Here is an 18,190-nt window from a genome sequence, read left to right on the forward strand (position 1 = left end):
CCGCCGAAGGTTAGATTATTGCCTGGTGGTCATTGAAGCGCCGCGCTGAGGTCACGTCTGGCAGGAAACCTGCAGGGCAACATGCCCGGCAGTTCGTTCAATACTATTACTCATTCAGAAAAGTTCTCAGGCAATGACAAATACGGAACAGGATCGCTGGTCACGCGTGAAGGGGCGGTTGCGGACAACGGTGGGCGAGGACGTCTATACGAGCTGGTTTGCGCGCATGGATCTTGAAGGCGTACAGGACGAAAGCGTGCACCTGTCGGTTCCGACCCGGTTCCTCAAGAGCTGGATCCAGGCGCATTATGCCGACCGCGTGCTGACCTGCTGGCAGGCCGAGATGCCCGAAGTGCACCGCATCGACCTGACCGTGCGCACGGCGATGCGCAGCACCGCGCCTGCCAAGGAAGCCACCGCGCCCGCCGATCCGCGCCGCGCCGAGCCGGGCAACGCCCGCCCCGCGCCGGAATTGCGCGCGACGGCCACCGCGCCGGTTTCCGCCAGCCATGATGCGCTCGGCGGCTCGCCGCTCGACCCGCGCCTGACCTTTGCAAGCTTTGTGATCGGCCGCTCCAACACGCTGGCCCATGCGGCCGCGCGCCAGGTTGCCGAAGGACGCCGCGGCGACCCCGTGATGTTCAACCCGCTCTACATTCACGCCGGCGTCGGCCTCGGCAAGACCCACCTGCTGCAGGCGGTGACCTGGGCCGGCAATTCCGGCAGCGAGCGCAAGGTGCTCTACCTCACCGCCGAGAAATTCATGTACGGCTTTGTCGCCGCGCTGAAGAGCCAGACCGCGCTGGCGTTCAAGGAAGCGCTGCGCGGCATCGACGTGCTCGTGATCGACGACCTGCAGTTCCTGCAGGGCAAGTCGACCCAGGCCGAGTTCTGCCATACCTTGAACGCGCTGATCGACGCCGGCCGCCAGGTGGTGATCGCCGCCGACCGTCCGCCGTCGGACCTCGAAAGCCTCGACGACCGCGTTCGCTCGCGGCTGGCGGGCGGCCTCGTCGTGGAGATGGGCTCGCTCGGTGAAGAACTGCGGCTCGGCATCCTGAAATCGCGCGTGGCGGCGGCGCGCGCCCATCACTCGACCTTCGAGGTGCCGGAAGCGGTGCTGGACTATCTGGCGCGCACCATCACCCATAACGGCCGCGACCTCGAAGGCGCCATCAACCGCCTGCTCGCCCACTCCAAGCTAAACAACCAGCCGGTGACGCTGGAGATGGCCGAGCGCGAGGTGCGCGACCTGATCCGCCCGCAGGAACCGAAGCGGATCAAGATCGAGGACATCCAGCGCGTGGTCGCCCGGCAGTATAACGTCAGCCGTTCGGACCTGCTGTCGTCGCGGCGGACCGCCAACGTGGTGCGGCCGCGCCAGGTCGCGATGTATCTGGCGAAGACGCTGACGCTGCGTTCGCTACCGGAGATCGGCCGCCGGTTCGGCGGGCGCGACCACACCACGGTGCTGCACGCCGTGCGCAAGATCGAAGGGTTGGTGGCCCGGGATACCGCGCTGTCCGAAGAAGTCGAGTCGCTGAAGCGGCAGTTGCAGGAATAGGCCTCAGGCGTTTCCCCAACCTCTCCCTCACTGTCGGAGCCGGGTTTACCCGGCTCCGATCGTGATGCTGCCGGCCCGGGCAAGCCTGCCCGGATGGAACGGAGAAATTTCTTCTGCCGCCGTTTTGGGCCGCAAAAGTGGGGAACGAGGGGCTGCCTCCCTTGCACCGGCGGGCCATCCGCGCCACCTTGCGGTCCCCTCGGGGGTTTGATCAAATCCGGTCCTGATCCGGCTTTTCGGGTTTCAATGCCGCGGCGCGCCTTCCGGGTCGCCCGGCTTTTCCATCTCTGGCGGATAATGCAATGAAGGTCACCGTCGAACGCGCGCAACTGCTGAAGTCGCTGGGCCATGTCCATCGCGTGGTCGAGCGCCGCAACACCATCCCGATCCTCGGCAACGTGCTGGTCCGCGCCGAAAACGCAAGACTGTCGCTGAAGGCGACCGACCTCGACCTCGAGGTGACCGAAACGCTGCCGGCGGAAACCGGGACAGCGGGCGCGACCACCGTGCCGGCGCACATGTTCTACGACATCGTCCGCAAACTGCCCGACGGCGCGCAGATCGTGCTGGAGGCCGACGGCGACCGCGCGGTGCTGGCAATCCGCGCCGGCCGCTCGCGCTTCACGCTGCAGACTTTGCCGGAAAGCGATTTCCCGGATCTGGCCGCCGGCGAGATGACGCATTCGTTCGCGCTCGCCGCCTCCGACGTCAAGCGCCTGATCGATCGCACGCAGTTTGCGATCTCGACCGAGGAGACGCGCTACTATCTCAACGGCATCTATCTGCACACCGCCGGCACCGCCAAGGCGGCGACCCTGCGCGGCGTTGCCACAGACGGGCATCGGCTGGCGCAGATCGACCTGGTGCAGCCCGCCGGCGCCGCCGGCATGCCCGGCGTGATCGTGCCGCGCAAGACGGTCGGCGAAGTGCAGCGGCTGATCGAGGACCAGGAAGCCGAGATCAAGATCGAACTGTCGCAGGGCAAGATCCGCTTCGCGCTCGGCAATGTCGTGCTGACCTCGAAACTGATCGACGGAACTTTTCCGGATTACGGTCGCGTCATTCCGCAGAACAACGACAAGGAACTGATCGTCGACAAGAAGGACTTCGAGGCCGCGGTCGACCGCGTCTCGACCATTTCCAGCGAGCGCGGGCGGGCCGTGAAGCTCGCCTTGTCGCCGGGCAAGCTGGTGCTGTCGGTGACCAACCCGGATTCCGGCAGCGCCACCGAGGAACTCGAGGTCGAATACGCCTCCGACGCCCTCGATATCGGCTTCAACTCGCGCTATTTGCTCGACATCGCCGCGCAGATCGAAGGCGAAGTCGCCGTACTCCGCCTCGCCGACCCCGGCTCGCCGACGCTGGTGCAGGACAAGGAAAACAAGGGCGCGCTGTATGTGCTGATGCCGATGCGGGTGTGAGCAAGATTGGCGACACAGACGCGAACCTACCCTCTCCCCTTGTGGGAGAGGGTGGCGCCGAACGAAGTTCGGCGACGGGTGAGGGGTTCGCGCCGCCACCACCAAGCCATCGGCCTGTCGCCAAACGCATCCGCGGCTTCGCAAAAAATATGCGCCGAGAACCTACCGACGCTGAAGCGGCGATGTGGCGATTGCTCCGTGATCGACGCCTCTTACAATATAAGTTCCGACGCCAGGTCCCCCTTCAAAACTACATTCTCGACTTTGTGTGCTTCGAGAAGCGTGTTGTCATCGAAATAGATGGTAGCCAGCACGCCGAGACTTCGCGTGATACAATGAGGGATTCCATCCTGATGGCGGAGGGATTTCGTATCGAGCGGTACTGGAACAACGACGTACTCCAACGGCCATCCGCCGTTCTGGAGGATATTTTTGTAAAGCTTGCCGGGCGGTAAGATACCCCTCACCCGTCGCCTCACTTCGTGATGCGCCACCCTCTCCCACAAGGGGAGAGGGGAAGAGAAGACCGACGCTCCTAATGACCCCCTCCCGCATCCACCGCCTTTCCCTCACGCATTTCCGCAATTATCGCGCGGCGACCGTGCAGGCGCGGGGGGATGTGGTGGCGCTGGTGGGGCCGAACGGCGCGGGCAAGACCAATTGCCTGGAGGCGATCTCGTTTCTGTCGCCGGGGCGCGGGCTGCGGCGTGCGACGCTGGAGGATGTCGCCGACAACCAGGGCGACGGCTCCTGGGCGGTGTCGGCCGAGGTCGAGGGCGCGCTGGGCCTTGCCACGCTCGGCACCGGCATCGATGCGCCCGCCGCGGAAGGCGCCTCGACCAGCCGGCGTTGCCGGATCGATCGCGAGCCTGTCAGCTCGGCAAACGCATTCGGCGATCATCTGCGCATGGTGTGGCTGACGCCGGCCATGGACGGGCTGTTTCTCGGTGCAGCTTCCGAACGGCGGCGCTTCTTCGACCGGCTGGTGCTCGCGATCGACAGCGAGCATTCCAGCCGCGTCTCGGCGCTGGAGCGTTCGCTGCGCTCGCGCAACCGCCTGCTCGAAGTGCGCAATTACGACGACCATTGGTGCGACGCGATCGAGCGCGAAACCGCCGAGCTTGCGGTCGCGGTCGCCGCTACGCGCGGCCAGACGGTGACGCGGCTGGCCGCAATGCTGCGCGAGCGCGGGCAGGCTTCGGCTTTTCCATCGGCGCAGATCATGCTCGACGGCTGGATGGAGAATGCGCTCGTCAACGAATCCGCGACCGCTGTCGAGGATCGCTATCGCGAAATCCTGCGCGCCAGCCGCGCCCGCGACGCGGCGGCCGGCCGGACGCTGGACGGGCCGCATCTGACCGACCTGCAGGTGGTCTACGCGCCAAAAAACATGCCGGCGCGTGATGCCTCGACCGGCGAACAGAAAGCGCTCTTGATCGGACTGGTGCTGGCGCATGCGACGCTGGTCGCAGAGATGACCGGCATCGTGCCGCTGCTGCTGCTCGACGAAGTCGTTGCGCATCTCGATCCCAACCGGCGCAAGGCGCTGTTCGATGAACTCGCCAAGCTCGGCGCGCAGGTCTGGATGACCGGCGCCGACCCCGCGGCATTCGTCGATATCGGGGACGGTGGCGAGATTTTCGATGTTGAAGCCGGCAAGGTATGCCGCCGGGATTAGCACACCTCAGCGCGGTGGCTCGGCAGTCTTCTCGCCGAGCACGCGGTCGATGATCGCATCGATCAGATAAACCGAACCCTTTTCGGTCAGATGCAGCTGATCGCTCGCGGTCAGGTTGGCCGCGGCATCGCCGACGCGGGTCAGGCATCCCTGCGCATTGCAGAGCGCATCCGACGCCGAGATGAATTCGGCGCCGAGCGGCTCGAGCCTCGCGCGCATGACAGCGTCATAGGCCGTGGGCGTGCTGGCGGGCCAACGCTCCGAGATCGGCACACGATGGAGCATGAAATGCCGCATGACTTCCGAGGGTAGACCGCGCCGCCACCACGGCACGCCGCCGAGAACGACGACACGGGCATCGGTCTCCTTCTTCAGCGCCGCCACGGTCTGCGCAACGTTGTCGAGATGTTTCTCCCAGGTGCCGTGCAGCAGAACGATGTCGGGATTGATCTGCCGGACGAGCGCAAAAACCTTGTCGTTGATCTCCCGGCACTTGGGAACGCCTGGAATGTCGGCACCAAGTGCCGGAATGCAGGAGCTGGAGGTCAGCTGCGCGATGGCGAAGTTGCGCGTCTCCTGCGCCTTGCGCAGTCCAGGCAGCAGGGCGCCGGCGGTCGAATCGCCCCAGACCAGAACCAGCGGGCGCCGGTCGCGCTCAACGCAGGTGTCGGCAAAACTGGTTTCCCTGCCAAGATCGAGCAGGCATTCATGAAAGCGCCACTTCAAGCTCTCCGTCGGCACGCTCGCCATGGCGCGGATTTCCGGCGGCAGCCGGAACTCGACCCCGCGCCCGCACACGACGGCAATGCCGGCAAGCGCGACCGTCGCCATGCCGGCACTCAGCGCGAACATCTTGCGCCCGCTCGGGCGGCCGAACCGAAACGGTATTTCGACAAATCGATAAGTCGCCCAGGCCAGCAGCCCACTGGCGAGCAGGATCAGTTCGCGCTCCAGCAGTGTCAACGGCTGGAACTTGATCGTCTCTCCAAACACCAGGAGCGGCCAGTGCCAGAGATAGAGCGGGTAGCTGATCAGGCCGATCCATACCATCGGCCGGCTCGCCAGAACGACTTGATTGACCCACGCCGACGGCGCCGACAGCAGCAGCACGCTGCCGGCGACCGGCAGCACCGCCCACCAGCCCGGAAAGGCGCGGTGGCTATCGAGCAAGGCGACCGACGCGGCGATCAGCCCCATCCCGATCCAGGCTCGCCAGTTGCTCGCCGCGCCGGACTGGCCGACCTTGATCCAGCCGCAGGCCAGTACCGCGCCGGCCAGCAATTCGAACGCACGCGTGAACGGCAGATAGAAGGTCGCGACCGGATTTGAGCCGATCAACGCCACGTTGAGCAGGAAAGACGCGATGCCGAGCACCGCGGCCATCGCGATGATGCTGATGCGTAGCCGCGCCGCGAGCATCAGGAGCAGCGGCCAGAACAGATAGAACTGTTCCTCGATGCCGAGCGACCATAAATGCAGCAACGGCTTTTTGGCGGAGTCGACATCGAAATAGCCGGACTGCAGCAGCAGCGCGATATTGGCCAGGAACGTCGCGCTGGCAAAACTGTCGCTGCCGAGCCGTGCGAAGGCCTCAGGCAGCATCCAGAACCAGCCCAGCGCCAGGGTCGCCGCGAGCGCCACGATCAGCGCCGGGAAGATGCGGCGGATCCGCCGGTTGTAGAAACCGACGAGGTTGAAGCGGCCGGCTTCCAGTTCGCGTGTGATGATGCCGGTGATCAGAAAACCCGAGATCACGAAGAACACGTCGACGCCAACGAAGCCGCCCGGCACAGCGTCAGGGAACGCGTGGAAGTTCAGCACCAGCAGCACGGCGATGGCGCGAAGGCCATCGACATCGGACCGATATTTTGGGGAAGGCTGGAACAAGGGAAGCGCTGACCCGGGACTTGCGGTGGACGGCAGCAGCGTCTGCAGGCGGCCGTGCCATCTCTCTAGCAGGTCCGCGGCAAGCTGCCATTTGCCGCCGCAAGGGAGGCCAAAAACCGGCGGTCGGAAGCGCAGAATCAGCCGTCGAATCGCGCTTTTCGAAGTCTCCGGAATCGACCTTCGGAGGCCTTGAAAAAGGGTAAAAAATCGCTATTTATTCAACGACTTGCCGGCAGATAGATTGCGCTAGGCGCGCCCTCTCTTTCATGGCACAAATAGATCAATCAGCGCCTCATTTTGCGCAGCTGATTCGGGACACCCGCGAAGGCCTCACATGACAGAACCTGCCCGGCAGACACCTGCCGATACTGAGCATCCCATTCCGGTCGAGTATGGCGCGGAATCGATCCGGGTGCTGAAGGGGCTCGATGCCGTGCGCAAGCGGCCGGGCATGTATATCGGTGACACCGACGACGGCTCCGGCCTGCACCACATGGTCTACGAGGTCGTCGACAACGCCATCGACGAAGCGCTCGCGGGCCACGCCACCGCCGTCGAGGTCGTTCTCAACGCCGACAATTCGGTGACGGTGCGTGACGACGGCCGCGGCATTCCGGTCGACATCCACAAGGGCGAAGGCATCTCGGCGGCCGAGGTCATCATGACCCAGCTGCATGCCGGCGGAAAATTCGACCAGAATTCCTACAAGGTTTCCGGCGGCCTGCACGGCGTCGGCGTCTCCGTGGTCAACGCGCTGTCCAGCAAGCTGCAGCTTCGCGTCTGGCGCGACGGCAAGGAACATTACATCGAATTCGCGCATGGCGATGCGGTCGCCCCGCTGAAAGTGGTTGGCGAAGCCAACGGCAAGCGCGGCACCGAGGTGACGTTCCTGGCCTCCTCCGAGACCTTCACCAACGTCGAATATGATTTCCCGACGCTGGAGCATCGCCTGCGCGAGCTCGCGTTCCTGAACTCCGGCGTCAATATCGTGCTGTCCGACATGCGCCACGCGGTCGAAAAGCGCGAGGCGATGCAGTATGCCGGCGGCGTCGAGGAATTCGTCAAATACCTCGACCGCAACAAGAAGGCGATCGTCCCGGCCCCGATCATGGTGCGGGCCGAGATGAACGACATCGGCGTCGAGGCGGCATTGTGGTGGAACGACAGCTACCACGAGAACGTGCTGTGCTTCACCAACAACATCCCGCAGCGTGACGGCGGCACCCATCTGGCCGGTTTCCGCGGCGCGCTGACGCGCCAGGTCAACGGCTATGCCGAGGCCCATGCCAAGAAGGAAAAGATCGCGCTGACCGGCGACGATTGCCGCGAGGGCCTCACCGCCGTGCTCTCGGTGAAGGTGCCGGACCCGAAATTCTCCTCGCAGACCAAGGACAAGCTGGTGTCCTCTGAGGTGCGCCCGGTGGTCGAGAATGTCCTCAACGAGGCGCTGGCCGCATGGTTCGAGGAACATCCGGGCGAGGCAAAAGTCATCGTCGGCAAGGTGATCCAGGCGGCGGCCGCGCGCGAAGCCGCCCGCAAGGCGCGCGAACTGACCCGCAAGAGCCCGCTCAGCGTCTCCTCGCTGCCCGGCAAGCTCGCCGATTGCCAGGAGAAAGACCCGGCCAAGTCGGAATTGTTCATCGTCGAGGGCGACTCGGCCGGCGGCAGCGCCAAGCAGGGCCGCAACCGCGAATTCCAGGCGGTGCTGCCGCTGCGCGGCAAGATCCTCAACGTCGAGCGCGTCCGCACCGACAAGATGCTGTCGAGCGAGCAGATCGGCACGCTGATCACCGCACTCGGCACCGGTATCAGCGACGATTTCTCGTGCGACAAGCTGCGCTACCACAAGATCATCGTGATGACGGACGCCGACGTCGACGGCGCCCATATCCGCACGCTGCTGCTGACCTTCTTCTACCGGCAGATGCGCGAGCTGATCGACCGCGGCCACCTCTACATCGCGCAGCCGCCGCTCTACAAGGTGACACGCGGCAAGTCCGAGCAGTACCTGAAGGACGAGCGCGCGCTGGAAGATTATCTGATCTCGACCGGCCTCGACGACTGCGTGTTCATTCCGTCGACGGGGGCGGAGCGTGCGGGCCGGGACCTGCTGGCGCTTGTGGAAGATGCGCGCCTCATTCGCGGCATCCTGAACAATCTGCACAGCCGCTATAACCGCAAGGTGGTGGAGCAGGCGGCGATCGCGGGCGTGTTAAGCCCGAAGATCACCAGCGACATCGCCACCGCCAATGCCGCTGCCGATTACATCGCCAAGCGTCTCGATGCGCTGGCCGACGAGGTCGAGCGCGGCTGGGTCGGCCGTTTCACCGAGGGCGAAGGATTCAGCTTCGAGCGCACCATCCGGGGCGTCAAGGAAGTGGCCATCATCGACGATGCCCTGCTCGGCTCGGCTGACGCACGCAAGCTCGACGATTACGCCTTGAAGCTCCAGGAGTCCTATCCGAGGATGGGCGGCGTGCTGCGGCGAAAAGATGCCGAAACCGCGATCCACGGGCCGGTCAGCCTGTTCGAGGCCGTGACCGACGCTGGCCGCAAGGGCGTGGCGCTGCAGCGCTACAAAGGCCTTGGCGAGATGAACCCTGAGCAGCTCTGGGAAACCACGCTCGACACCAACGAGCGCTCGCTGCTGCAGGTCAGGATCAAGGAAGTCGACGAGGCGGACGACATCTTCACCAAGCTGATGGGTGACGTGGTCGAGCCGCGCCGCGAATTCATCCAGGACAATTCGCTCAGCGCCAATGTCGACGTGTGAGGCAGGACGCAGCCGTGCCGCCCATCCAGTATATCGTTGAAGGCGGCCACCGGCTTTCGGGAACGATCGAGCCGTCCGGCAACAAGAACGCCGCGCTGCCGATCATCGCCGCCGCCTTGCTTACCGAGCATCCGGTCACGCTGGAAAACGTACCGCGCATCCGCGACACGGAGACGCTGGTCGAATTGATCCGATCGGTCGGCGCATCCGCGGAGTGGAGGGCGCGCAATACGCTTTCGATCCACGCCCGGGACGTCCGCGCCGCCGACCTCGATCCCGAGCTCTGCGCGCGGATCCGCGCCTCGATCCTGCTGGCCGGACCGCTGCTCGCCCGGTGCGGCGAGGTGGCGCTGCCGCCGCCCGGCGGCGACGTCATCGGCCGGCGCCGTCTGGACACGCATTTCCTCGCCTTCGAGCAGTTGGGCGCCACCGTCACGGCAACGCACCGGCTGGAATTCCGCGCGAGCAAGTTGCGGGGCGCGGACGTGTTCCTCGACGAGCCCAGCGTCACCGCCACCGAGAATGCACTGGTTGCGGCCGTCGCCGCCCACGGCACCACCTATCTGCGCAACGCCGCCTCCGAGCCGCATGTGCAGGATCTCGCGCATTTCCTGGTCGCGCTGGGCGCCCAGATCGAAGGCATCGGCACCAACACCATCACGGTGCACGGCCCGGCGACACTCGGTGGCACGAGCTATTCGATCCAGCCCGACCATATCGAGGTCGGCTCGCTGATTGGCCTGGCCGCGGTGACGCGCTCGCCGCTGCGCATCGCCAAAGCCGGCATCGAGCACCTGCGCTCGATCCGGATGGGCTTTGAGCGGCTCGGAATCGTCTGCGGCGTCGAGGGCGACGATCTCATCGTGCCGTCCGGCCAGACCATGAAGATCCACGACGATTTCGGCGGCCACGTGCCGAAGCTGGAGGACCAGCCCTGGCCGGCCTTCCCGGCCGACCTGATGTCGATTGCGATCGTCACGGCCACGCAGTGCGACGGCGTGATCCTGATGTTCGAAAAGATGTTCGAGTCGCGGATGTTCTTCGTCGACAAGCTGATCGCGATGGGCGGCAGGATCGTGCTGTGCGACCCGCACCGCGCGATCGTAGCCGGCCCGAGCCGGCTGCGCGGCTCGACGATGACCTCGCCCGACATCCGCGCCGGCATGGCGATGCTGCTGGCGGCGGTGGCTGCGGAAGGCACGTCCACCATCAACAACGCCGACCAGATCGAGCGCGGCTATGAGCGCATCGAGGAGCGGCTGAACGCGCTGGGCGCGAAGATCACGCGCGTGCCGGCGCGAGACGGGCCAGGCGCGTAAGCCGTCGCCTTTTCGGTCCGTGGCGTGGTAGTCCCCTGCCATGACCTCACTCGACAAGATTGAACGCGCCTCCGCGGCGACGCCTGGCCCTGCAGCGGTGCCCGGCCGTCATCTCGCGATCGAACTCGCCGAGACGCTGAAGCTCGGCGTGCCGATCGCGCTGACGCAACTCGGCCAGATCGCGATGATGACCACCGACCTCGCCATGATCGGCCGCCTCGGCGCCGAGGCGGTGGCCGCCGCCGCGCTGGCGCACACCGTGTTGTTTGTCAGCTTCACCTTCGGCATGGGACTGGTTTCCGCCGTCGCGCCGCTGGCCGCGCAGGCATTCGGCGCGCGCGACCCGCACGTCATCCGCCGCGCGCTGCGCGTCGGCCTGTGGGCTGCGCTGATGGTCTCGATGCCGCTGATGGCGCTTCGCTTCTGGGCCGAGCAGATCCTGCTGACGCTCGGACAGACGCCCGCGACGGCGCATCACGCCCAGGAATATCTCGCCGGCCTGGTCTGGACCATCCTGCCGGCGCTGTGGTTCATGGCGATCCGCGGCTTCATGAGCGCGATCAACCGCCCGGAGCCGGTGCTCTGGATCACGCTGGCTGCGATCCCGGCCAACGCGCTGCTGGTCTATCTGCTGCTGTTCGGCGCGTTCGGCCTGCCGGCGCTCGGCCTGTTCGGCGCGGGGCTCGGGACTTCCATCGTCAATGCCGGCATGTTCCTCGCCGTCGTGTGGTTCGCCATCTATCGCCGGCCGTTCCGGAAGTATCACGTGTTCGGCCATTTCTGGCGCATGGACTGGCCGCTGATGCGGCGGCTGATCGTCATCGGCGCACCGATCTCGTTTTCCTTCCTGCTCGAGTATGGGTTGTTCGGCGCCGCCGGTCTGCTGATGGGCCTGATCAGCACCAGCGCGCTGGCGGCGCACCAGATCGCGCTGCAGGTCGCCGCCATCCTGTACATGGTGCCGTTCGGCATCAGCATGGCCGCCACGGTGCGGGTCGGCCACGCCGTCGGCCGCGGCGACGCCGGCGCGATCCGGCGCGCGGGCCACGTCGCGACCTGGCTCGGCATCGTGCTCGCGGCCGTCCTGACGCTTGCCGTGATCCTTGGCCGCTTCGGCATCGCCGAGCTTTTTCTCGGTGAGCGCACCGATGCGACCGCCGAACTCGCGGCGACGCTGCTGCTGGTCGGGTCGACCTTCTTCATCGCCGACGCGATCCAGACCGTTGCAGCCGGCGCGCTGCGCGGCATGAACGACACCCGCGTGCCGCTGCTGCTGGCGATCCTCAGCTACTGGCTGATCGGCTTCGCCTGCGCGTGCTGGCTCGGCTTCTGGACGGGGTGGGGGGCGACCGGAGTCTGGGTTGGGCTGTCGATCGGCACCGCCGTTTATGCCGCGCTATTGCTGTGGCGCTTCCACCGAATGGCAGGCCGCTTTCGAACGCCATGACGACGCCTCAAGCGCGATGAGACTGGGAAGAGCGATCATCGCGCTTGAGGTCAACTATTCGAGCATGATCCTTTCGGAATCGCTTCACAATGTTCCGGATCGCCTCGGCCTATTTGCCGGCCGTCGCGCTTACAATCCGCTTACAGGGCTCCGACAGGACGTCGAGATTGTCATTGAGGCATTTGCGAATGCGGCCGCCGCCGGGACTGACCCCGGCGCAAAGCCGCGAGTAGTCGGCCTTGCAGGCTTGCCGGGCTTCGCCCCGCGCGTCCTGCGCGGAAACCCGCGACAGCAGCAGCGCCAGCGTGCCGATCAGGCAAGCGGCGGCAAGCGCCGACCGTACGAAGGTGACGCCCGGTCTCGAGAACGCTGGTGGGCGCCTGTCTCCGAAGCCTATTCCCTGCAGCATGGTTCATCTATCTCCTTCAACTCTCCGATGTCGATGTAGATGATACGCTCGAGCGGACGAAATCCTTCGCGCTGCCTGCGGTACTCAGCGAAGAAACCCGCCGACGAGTTGACGTCGTCCTTTCGGAGAAATCTGTTCCAGCATTTCGACGAACGTCTCGATGGTGACGTCACCGATCTTCAACCGCTTGTCACGCGTATCCTTCACCGCCGATCGCAGCGCACCTCGGTCCAGCTCGGGCTGCGCGGCTAATTGCATGGTTTTCAGCAGCGATCGCACATACTCGGCCTGCATTGGCTGGAGTTCCTGCTCCTTGCCGCGATAGATCCGCCACAGGATATCCGCGTCGTCTTTCGGCAGGCGTTCAGCGACCCGCTCGATCATGCGAAGCGGCGCGCCGGCCGCGGCAGGCGGCCAGCCGGGCGACCTCAACCATTGCACCGAAATATAGGTCGCGAGCGCCATATTGCAGCATAGCGAGGCCAGCAAAAGCCAGCGGGTCGTGGAAAGCGACGTTGGCCGGAGCTTCATTGCAGGCCTCCAAGGAAAAGGGTGGAGCTATCGAAGACCATGCTCACCACAGACAGGGCATCGGGCGGCTCGTGACGGTAGGGCAGCGCTCCCGCGAGCCAGAGACCCACCAGCGCGGAGCAAACCAGGCTGGTCGCAGGAAACAGCGAGGACGGGCGCCAGCTCCAGCGAAACCAGCGCCGCTTACCGTCCTTTTCCGCCATCCGCTGCAACACCGCAAAGCCGGCGCGTCCGGCACGGTCTTCGTCCACAACGGGGGCGAACGACAACAGGCGATCCAGGTGTCGGTGTTCATCGAGAATGCGCCCGGCCTGCTTGCCCGCCGCCATCTCGCGGGCCGCGTCTTGCACAGCCGTCGGCCAACGATCGATATCGCCACCCCAGGTCTCGGCCAGCTGCGTGAATTGTTCGGGTGTCATGCGCACCTCCCGGTGTCCTGGATTTTCTTGACGTTTTCCTTCAGCGCGGCGCGGGCCCTGCCAAGCAGGGACTCGAACGCCTTGGCGCTGAGATTCATGGCGTCAGCGGAGTCCTCGCCGCTGAGGCCTTCCATGTGAAACAAGGCAATGGCGCCGCGCTGCCGCTCCGGAAGGCCGGCCATCGCCTGCTCCAGGATTCGACGCTCCTCGTCGGCGATCACGCGCTCGACCGGCCCGGGATCATCGGACCGCACGTCGGCCGCTTCGTCGATCGGCGCGTGTTGCCGGCGCGGCGTCCGGTCGAACGCAAGATTGAGCACGATCCGATACAGCCATGTCGTGAACTTGGCGATCTCGGGATTGAACGAAGCTGCATGGCTCCACACCCGCAAAAATGCTTCCTGACCAATATCGTCGGCTTCGCCGGGATCTCGAACGATGCGCTGCGCGACGCGGATGGCGCGCGGCATGTGGCGCCCCATCAGGATGCGGAAAGCGCGGTGCTGGCGTTCGGAGACCGCCGCCATCAACGCCTCGTCCGATGGGTCTTCCAGCATTCCGGTCCGTATCCCGCCTGCCCGGCCCACGCTGCGGCGCACGCCGGCATTCGACGATCCATACCCTATCAGCGGGAGCCTTCGATGCGACATGACGCATGGCCGCCTGGGTATCGGCTCAGAAATGCCAGTGAACGCCGGCGCGCAAGGTGTGGCTATCCAGCTTCGATTCCCGCGACGGAAAGGTGGTGGCGCCTAAGGTCTGCGTTGCAAGCGTCCGGGTACCGTAATTGTCGTACAGATATTCCAGCCGCACGCTCGCCTGTGGCGCGACGCGGTATTCCACGCCGCCTCCGATCGTCCAGCCGATTCGCGTGTCGTTCCACGTAGCCATCGTACCCGCGCCGTTGTCGAACGCCCTGTTTTCCACGCCCGCGATCGCAAGACCGCCGGCCGCAAAAATCAAGGTGCGATCGAACGCGTAACCGACGCGCGCCCGCCAATGACTATTCCAGTCGATCGTGGACTGCAGCTGTGTGATCGACGGATCCGGGGCAAACCCGGTGTCGATGGTCGCCTTGGCGCCGACGAAATTCAGATCGCCTTCGAGACCGCCGACGAAGCGCCCCCATTGCATCGAATAGCCGGCCGAAAAGCCGGTCGAAAAGCCCTTCGGATCGACAGAGTGGAGTTCGCCCGTTCCGGAAAACGACGTTTCGCTGCGGCCGGATAGATATCCCGCCTGCGCGCCGATATACGGCCCGGCCCAGCTCGGGAACGCCGTCGCGGCTGGCTGCCGCTGTGGCGCCGGTGCCGATGACAACCTGAGATCGGCCGCCCGCCCTTGCGCCATACAGGCCAGACTTGCCGCCAACGCCATCGCAATCCCGCTTTTCATATCGACTTCCCCAAATGACCGGCGGCGCCGAATGCGCCTGATATGGGGAATACGGCCGGGCGGCGCATTTCCTTCGCGGCTCTCATCTCTTTTCTGAATCGCGCGATTGGGCCGCGAACCGGCCACCAGCAGGGCAGCGGTCGAAGCCATTGCCCGGCCCTTGCGCTTTCCCAGGCTCCCGCGCAAGCTGGCTTCCGATGACCGTTCACGAGATTGCTCCCACCGTCGACGCCGAGACGCTGCTGGCCGGCGCGCAGTTCGCCGACGCCTTTTGCGTCGACGTCGCCGACCGCGACCTCAATGCCCGCCGCGCAGCAGAGCGGATGATGGCGCGGCAGCCGCGATGGGCCGAGGCGCTGCTGTCGCTGCGCAATCTGCTGGTCACGCCGCTCGGGCTGAAAACGTCGGGCGCTAGCCCGGGCGCGATGCGCGACATGATCGGTATCTTCCCGGTCGTCAGCGAAACGCCTGAACGCCTCGTCGCCGGCTTCAACGACAGCCATCTCGATTTCCGGATCGTGGTGGATGTAACCGCACCCGGCGGCGTCAGGCAGGTTACCGCGACGACGCTGGTCAAGACCCACAACTGGCTGGGGCGGACCTATCTTGCGACCATCATGCCGTTTCACCGGCTGATCGTGCCGGCCTTGCTGCGGCAGGTGACGGATTGATTTGGCTATACCTTTGCACTAGCCGGCTTCCCGGCCGGCCTCTCACACCACTCGGCGTGGCAACGGTCGAGATCGTTCAGGTTCTGGCGCATCTGCTCCAGCGAAAATCCCAAGGCAAAAAACCGCTCCGCGACATCGACAGGCACACCTCGGATCAAGCCTTCGCTTCGCAATGCGGCGACCTCGGCGGTATAGGCCTGCAAGGCCGCATCGACGGACTGAATATCCGCGTTGCCGCCGCCGTCCCGCAGGGATGCGGCTACCGCCCGCATATAGCCGACGATCGCGTTGCTGACATCGGACAGCGGGCGCGCCAGCCGCGCCTGCACATTGGACGGCAGCGGCACCACGCTGGCGCGCCCGATCATTACGACGTCGTGGCGCAAGCGCTGGATGGTACGCAACAAGGGGCCGGTATCCGGGCCTTTCGACAGGTGCGCCGCGCGCTCGCGCTCCGCTTCCAGGCCAGTCGCATGAAGGTCCGTCATCGCCGTACCGATGCCGTCCTGGATGCGATGCAGGGCATCGTTGTCGAGGCCGCGCGTTAGTCCTGCCAGCAGTTCGGCGAAAGCGGCAGCCTCCAGCTCCAGAAGCTGCGCCGCGTTGATGCGGATCTGGCTGACCGCCCGTGACGGCAGCACCAGGAACGACACCACCAGCCCGGTGAGGCCGCCGACGCTGACCTCGAACAGCCGGTCGATGGTGGAATCCAGCGGATTGGCATGGTTCATCGCCGGCACCAGCAGCACGATCACGGCCGTTACCGTCGCGGCGCTCAGGCTCGGGTTGACGGCGCCGATGAACGCCATTGGCCCCACCGTCAGCACCAGCAGCGCCAGCAATCCGCCCTCCCCGGAATGCGGGATCAGCATGGCGATGGCGCCGCCGTAGGCCGCGCCCCCGACCGTCCCGAGCATGTAATCCCGGGTCGCCTTCAGCGAGCGGCCGACGCTCATCTGGGTGACGATGAGCGATGTCAGCACCGCCCATAAGGGCAGCATCAGATGCAGCGCCCTGGCGATCGCGTAGGCCGCGACCGCCGCAACGGCAAGGCGGACCGCAAGCGACAATTCCGTCTTGTGGCCGTGAAGCGATCCAAGCATGCGTTTTCCGAAGGCCATCATGCGCCGCATTCCCGAATCCGCCTGCCCTGCCTATGATAGACCACGTCAGGCATGGCTGATGCCAGCGACAACGATGCGGCTTGAAAGGTCATGTCCGGCCGCCTAGCCTGCCCGGCAACACGAGGAAACACGATGGCCAACGAAACCGCAACGCTCGCCGCCTACGTCGCCGACCTGAAATTCGAAGACATCCCGCCGGAGGTGCTGGAGCGCGCAAAAGTGCTGACGCTGGATTTCCTCGGCAGCACGATCCGGGCGCGGCGCGACGCGGAATCCACGGCGTCGCTGCTCAAGATGCTGGAAGCGCTGGCACTGGACGGCAAGGGCGACTCCACCGTGTTCGGCGACGTCAAGACCTGGACACCGGCGGTCGCCGCATTGCTCAACGGTGCGCTCGGCCATTCCCTCGATTTCGACGACACCCATGCCGATTCCTCGCTGCATCCAAGTGCGCCCGTGGTGCCGGCGGCGTTCGCGGTCGGCGAAATGGTCGGCGCCTCGGGGCGCGACGTGCTCACTGCGATCGTGGCCGGATATGAGGTGTGCTGCCGGCTTGGCAACGCGCTCGACCCGACCTCGCATTATGCGCGCGGCTTTCACCCGACCGCGACGGCAGGCACCTATGGCGCAGCCGCGGCGGCCGGCAAGCTGTTCGGCCTGTCGAAGGACCAGATCATCTCCGCGTTCGGCGTGTCCGGCAGCCAGGCCGCGGGCTCGCTGCAATTCCTCGTCAACGGCGCCTGGAACAAGCGCTACCAGGTCGGCGCCGCGGCGATGAACGGTGTGATCGCCGCAACGCTGGCGCGCAACGATTTCGTCGGCTCGACTGAATCCGTCGAGGGCAAGCACGGCCTGCTCGTCGGCTACAGCGACGACGCGCACCCCGAAAAGGCCACCGCCGGCCTTGGCAAGACCTATGAGACGCTGAAGATCGGCGTAAAACCGTATCCGAGCTGCCGCTACACCCATGCCGCACTGGATGCGCTGATCGCGATGCGGCGGGAGCACAATCTGACGCCGGACCAGATCAAGCGCGTCGAGATCGGCCTGCATCGCAACGGCATCACGCTGACCGGCGACGCCGCCACCAAGCGGCATCCGACCTCGATCGTCGGCGGGCAGTTCTCGATGTTCTTCACCGGCGCGCTGGCGCTCGACCAGGGCAGTTTCGGCTGGGACGATTACAACCGGCTCGGCGACGCCGCCGTCAATGCGCTCGCCGACAAGTTCGACGTGGTGCAGGACGACCGCCTCGAAATCGGCCGCACCCACCCCTTCGGCGCGCGCGTCTCCATCACCACCGATGACGGCGTGCATGAGCGACTCTACGCCGATCCCTCCGGCGAACCGAACTCGTTCCCCGACGCGCAGGCGATGCAGCAGAAATTCCTGACGCTGGCCCGCCCCGTGCTGAATGGCCGTGCCGATCAGCTCGCGGATGCGATTCTTTCTCTCGAACGATTCGACCGCGTTGCCAAGGCCACGCAGTTGGGGCGGCAGTAGCATAACGGAAACCGCATCGGCGTTCTAAGAGACGGCGGCCATAGGCCGC

16 protein-coding genes are annotated in these 18,190 nt (G+C 65.5%); 9 read left to right on the forward strand and 7 right to left on the reverse strand.

Features of this window, described 5'->3' with window-relative positions; translation table 11 throughout:
• The first annotated feature begins 133 nt into the window (after positions 1 to 133).
• The 4 genes from dnaA to recF all read left to right on the forward strand — a co-directional run bounded on the left by dnaA (position 134) and on the right by recF (position 4,663).
• Positions 134 to 1,564 (forward strand): chromosomal replication initiator protein DnaA, encoded by a 1,431-nt coding sequence (gene dnaA, locus QUH67_RS00005; protein WP_300944619.1) that lies wholly within the window; start codon positions 134 to 136, stop codon positions 1,562 to 1,564.
• Between the two features lie 302 nt (positions 1,565 to 1,866).
• The gene (gene dnaN / locus QUH67_RS00010; protein WP_300944620.1) at positions 1,867 to 2,985 is read left to right on the forward strand and encodes a DNA polymerase III subunit beta; all 1,119 of its coding nucleotides are present in this window, start codon (positions 1,867 to 1,869) and stop codon (positions 2,983 to 2,985) included.
• Between the two features lie 128 nt (positions 2,986 to 3,113).
• Positions 3,114 to 3,440 carry an endonuclease domain-containing protein gene (locus QUH67_RS00015; protein ID WP_300948287.1) on the forward strand — a complete coding sequence of 109 codons (327 nt, stop codon included), beginning with the start codon at positions 3,114 to 3,116 and terminating at the stop codon, positions 3,438 to 3,440.
• Between the two features lie 83 nt (positions 3,441 to 3,523).
• Positions 3,524 to 4,663, forward strand: coding sequence for a DNA replication/repair protein RecF (gene recF, locus QUH67_RS00020; RefSeq protein WP_300944621.1), 1,140 nt, complete (start codon positions 3,524 to 3,526; stop codon positions 4,661 to 4,663).
• Positions 4,664 to 4,669: 6 nt separating this feature from the next.
• On the opposite strand, the gene QUH67_RS00025 is transcribed toward recF, so the two are convergent.
• Positions 4,670 to 6,550, reverse strand: coding sequence for an acyltransferase family protein (locus QUH67_RS00025; RefSeq protein ID WP_300944622.1), 1,881 nt, complete (start codon positions 6,548 to 6,550; stop codon positions 4,670 to 4,672).
• A gap of 334 nt (positions 6,551 to 6,884) precedes the next feature.
• Here QUH67_RS00025 and gyrB point away from each other — a divergent pair, with 334 nt between their 5' ends.
• Genes gyrB through QUH67_RS00040 form a run of 3 tightly spaced genes read left to right on the forward strand, consistent with a single transcriptional unit; the run spans position 6,885 to position 12,089 of the window.
• Complete coding sequence (gene gyrB, locus QUH67_RS00030; RefSeq protein ID WP_300944623.1) at positions 6,885 to 9,323, forward strand: DNA topoisomerase (ATP-hydrolyzing) subunit B; 2,439 nt, start codon at positions 6,885 to 6,887, stop codon at positions 9,321 to 9,323.
• Between the two features lie 14 nt (positions 9,324 to 9,337).
• Complete coding sequence (murA, locus tag QUH67_RS00035; protein ID WP_300944624.1) at positions 9,338 to 10,642, forward strand: UDP-N-acetylglucosamine 1-carboxyvinyltransferase; 1,305 nt, start codon at positions 9,338 to 9,340, stop codon at positions 10,640 to 10,642.
• A gap of 40 nt (positions 10,643 to 10,682) precedes the next feature.
• Complete coding sequence (locus tag QUH67_RS00040; protein ID WP_300944625.1) at positions 10,683 to 12,089, forward strand: MATE family efflux transporter; 1,407 nt, start codon at positions 10,683 to 10,685, stop codon at positions 12,087 to 12,089.
• A 109-nt stretch (positions 12,090 to 12,198) separates the two neighbouring features.
• Here the strand turns inward: QUH67_RS00040 and QUH67_RS00045 are convergent, their stop codons facing one another.
• The 5 genes from QUH67_RS00045 to QUH67_RS00065 form a co-directional block, all read right to left on the reverse strand.
• Positions 12,199 to 12,498: a cysteine rich repeat-containing protein gene (locus tag QUH67_RS00045; RefSeq protein WP_300944626.1), complete on the reverse strand. Its 300-nt coding sequence runs from the start codon at positions 12,496 to 12,498 to the stop codon at positions 12,199 to 12,201.
• Positions 12,499 to 12,582: 84 nt separating this feature from the next.
• Positions 12,583 to 13,029: a periplasmic heavy metal sensor gene (locus QUH67_RS00050; protein ID WP_300944627.1), complete on the reverse strand. Its 447-nt coding sequence runs from the start codon at positions 13,027 to 13,029 to the stop codon at positions 12,583 to 12,585.
• The gene (locus tag QUH67_RS00055) at positions 13,026 to 13,448 is read right to left on the reverse strand and encodes a hypothetical protein (RefSeq protein ID WP_300944628.1); all 423 of its coding nucleotides are present in this window, start codon (positions 13,446 to 13,448) and stop codon (positions 13,026 to 13,028) included. Before QUH67_RS00055 ends, QUH67_RS00050 begins: the two co-directional genes overlap by 4 nt.
• Positions 13,445 to 14,005 (reverse strand): RNA polymerase sigma factor, encoded by a 561-nt coding sequence (locus QUH67_RS00060; protein WP_300944629.1) that lies wholly within the window; start codon positions 14,003 to 14,005, stop codon positions 13,445 to 13,447. Before QUH67_RS00060 ends, QUH67_RS00055 begins: the two co-directional genes overlap by 4 nt.
• Positions 14,006 to 14,123: 118 nt before the next feature.
• Positions 14,124 to 14,843 carry an outer membrane protein gene (locus QUH67_RS00065; protein ID WP_300944630.1) on the reverse strand — a complete coding sequence of 240 codons (720 nt, stop codon included), beginning with the start codon at positions 14,841 to 14,843 and terminating at the stop codon, positions 14,124 to 14,126.
• A gap of 197 nt (positions 14,844 to 15,040) precedes the next feature.
• Between QUH67_RS00065 and QUH67_RS00070 the strand changes: the two genes are divergently transcribed.
• A complete protein-coding gene (locus QUH67_RS00070; RefSeq protein WP_300944631.1) occupies positions 15,041 to 15,514 on the forward strand; it encodes a DUF2867 domain-containing protein in 474 nt (157 codons plus the stop codon).
• A gap of 5 nt (positions 15,515 to 15,519) precedes the next feature.
• Here the strand turns inward: QUH67_RS00070 and QUH67_RS00075 are convergent, their stop codons facing one another.
• Entirely contained in the window at positions 15,520 to 16,635 is a 1,116-nt protein-coding gene (locus tag QUH67_RS00075) for an FUSC family protein (protein ID WP_300948288.1), read from the reverse strand.
• A gap of 135 nt (positions 16,636 to 16,770) precedes the next feature.
• Between QUH67_RS00075 and QUH67_RS00080 the strand changes: the two genes are divergently transcribed.
• Positions 16,771 to 18,141, forward strand: coding sequence for an MmgE/PrpD family protein (locus QUH67_RS00080; protein ID WP_300944632.1), 1,371 nt, complete (start codon positions 16,771 to 16,773; stop codon positions 18,139 to 18,141).
• The last annotated feature ends 49 nt before the right edge of the window (positions 18,142 to 18,190 follow it).

This window comes from Bradyrhizobium roseum (assembly GCF_030413175.1).
In the GTDB taxonomy this organism is placed as follows: Bacteria; Pseudomonadota; Alphaproteobacteria; order Rhizobiales; family Xanthobacteraceae; genus Bradyrhizobium; species Bradyrhizobium roseum.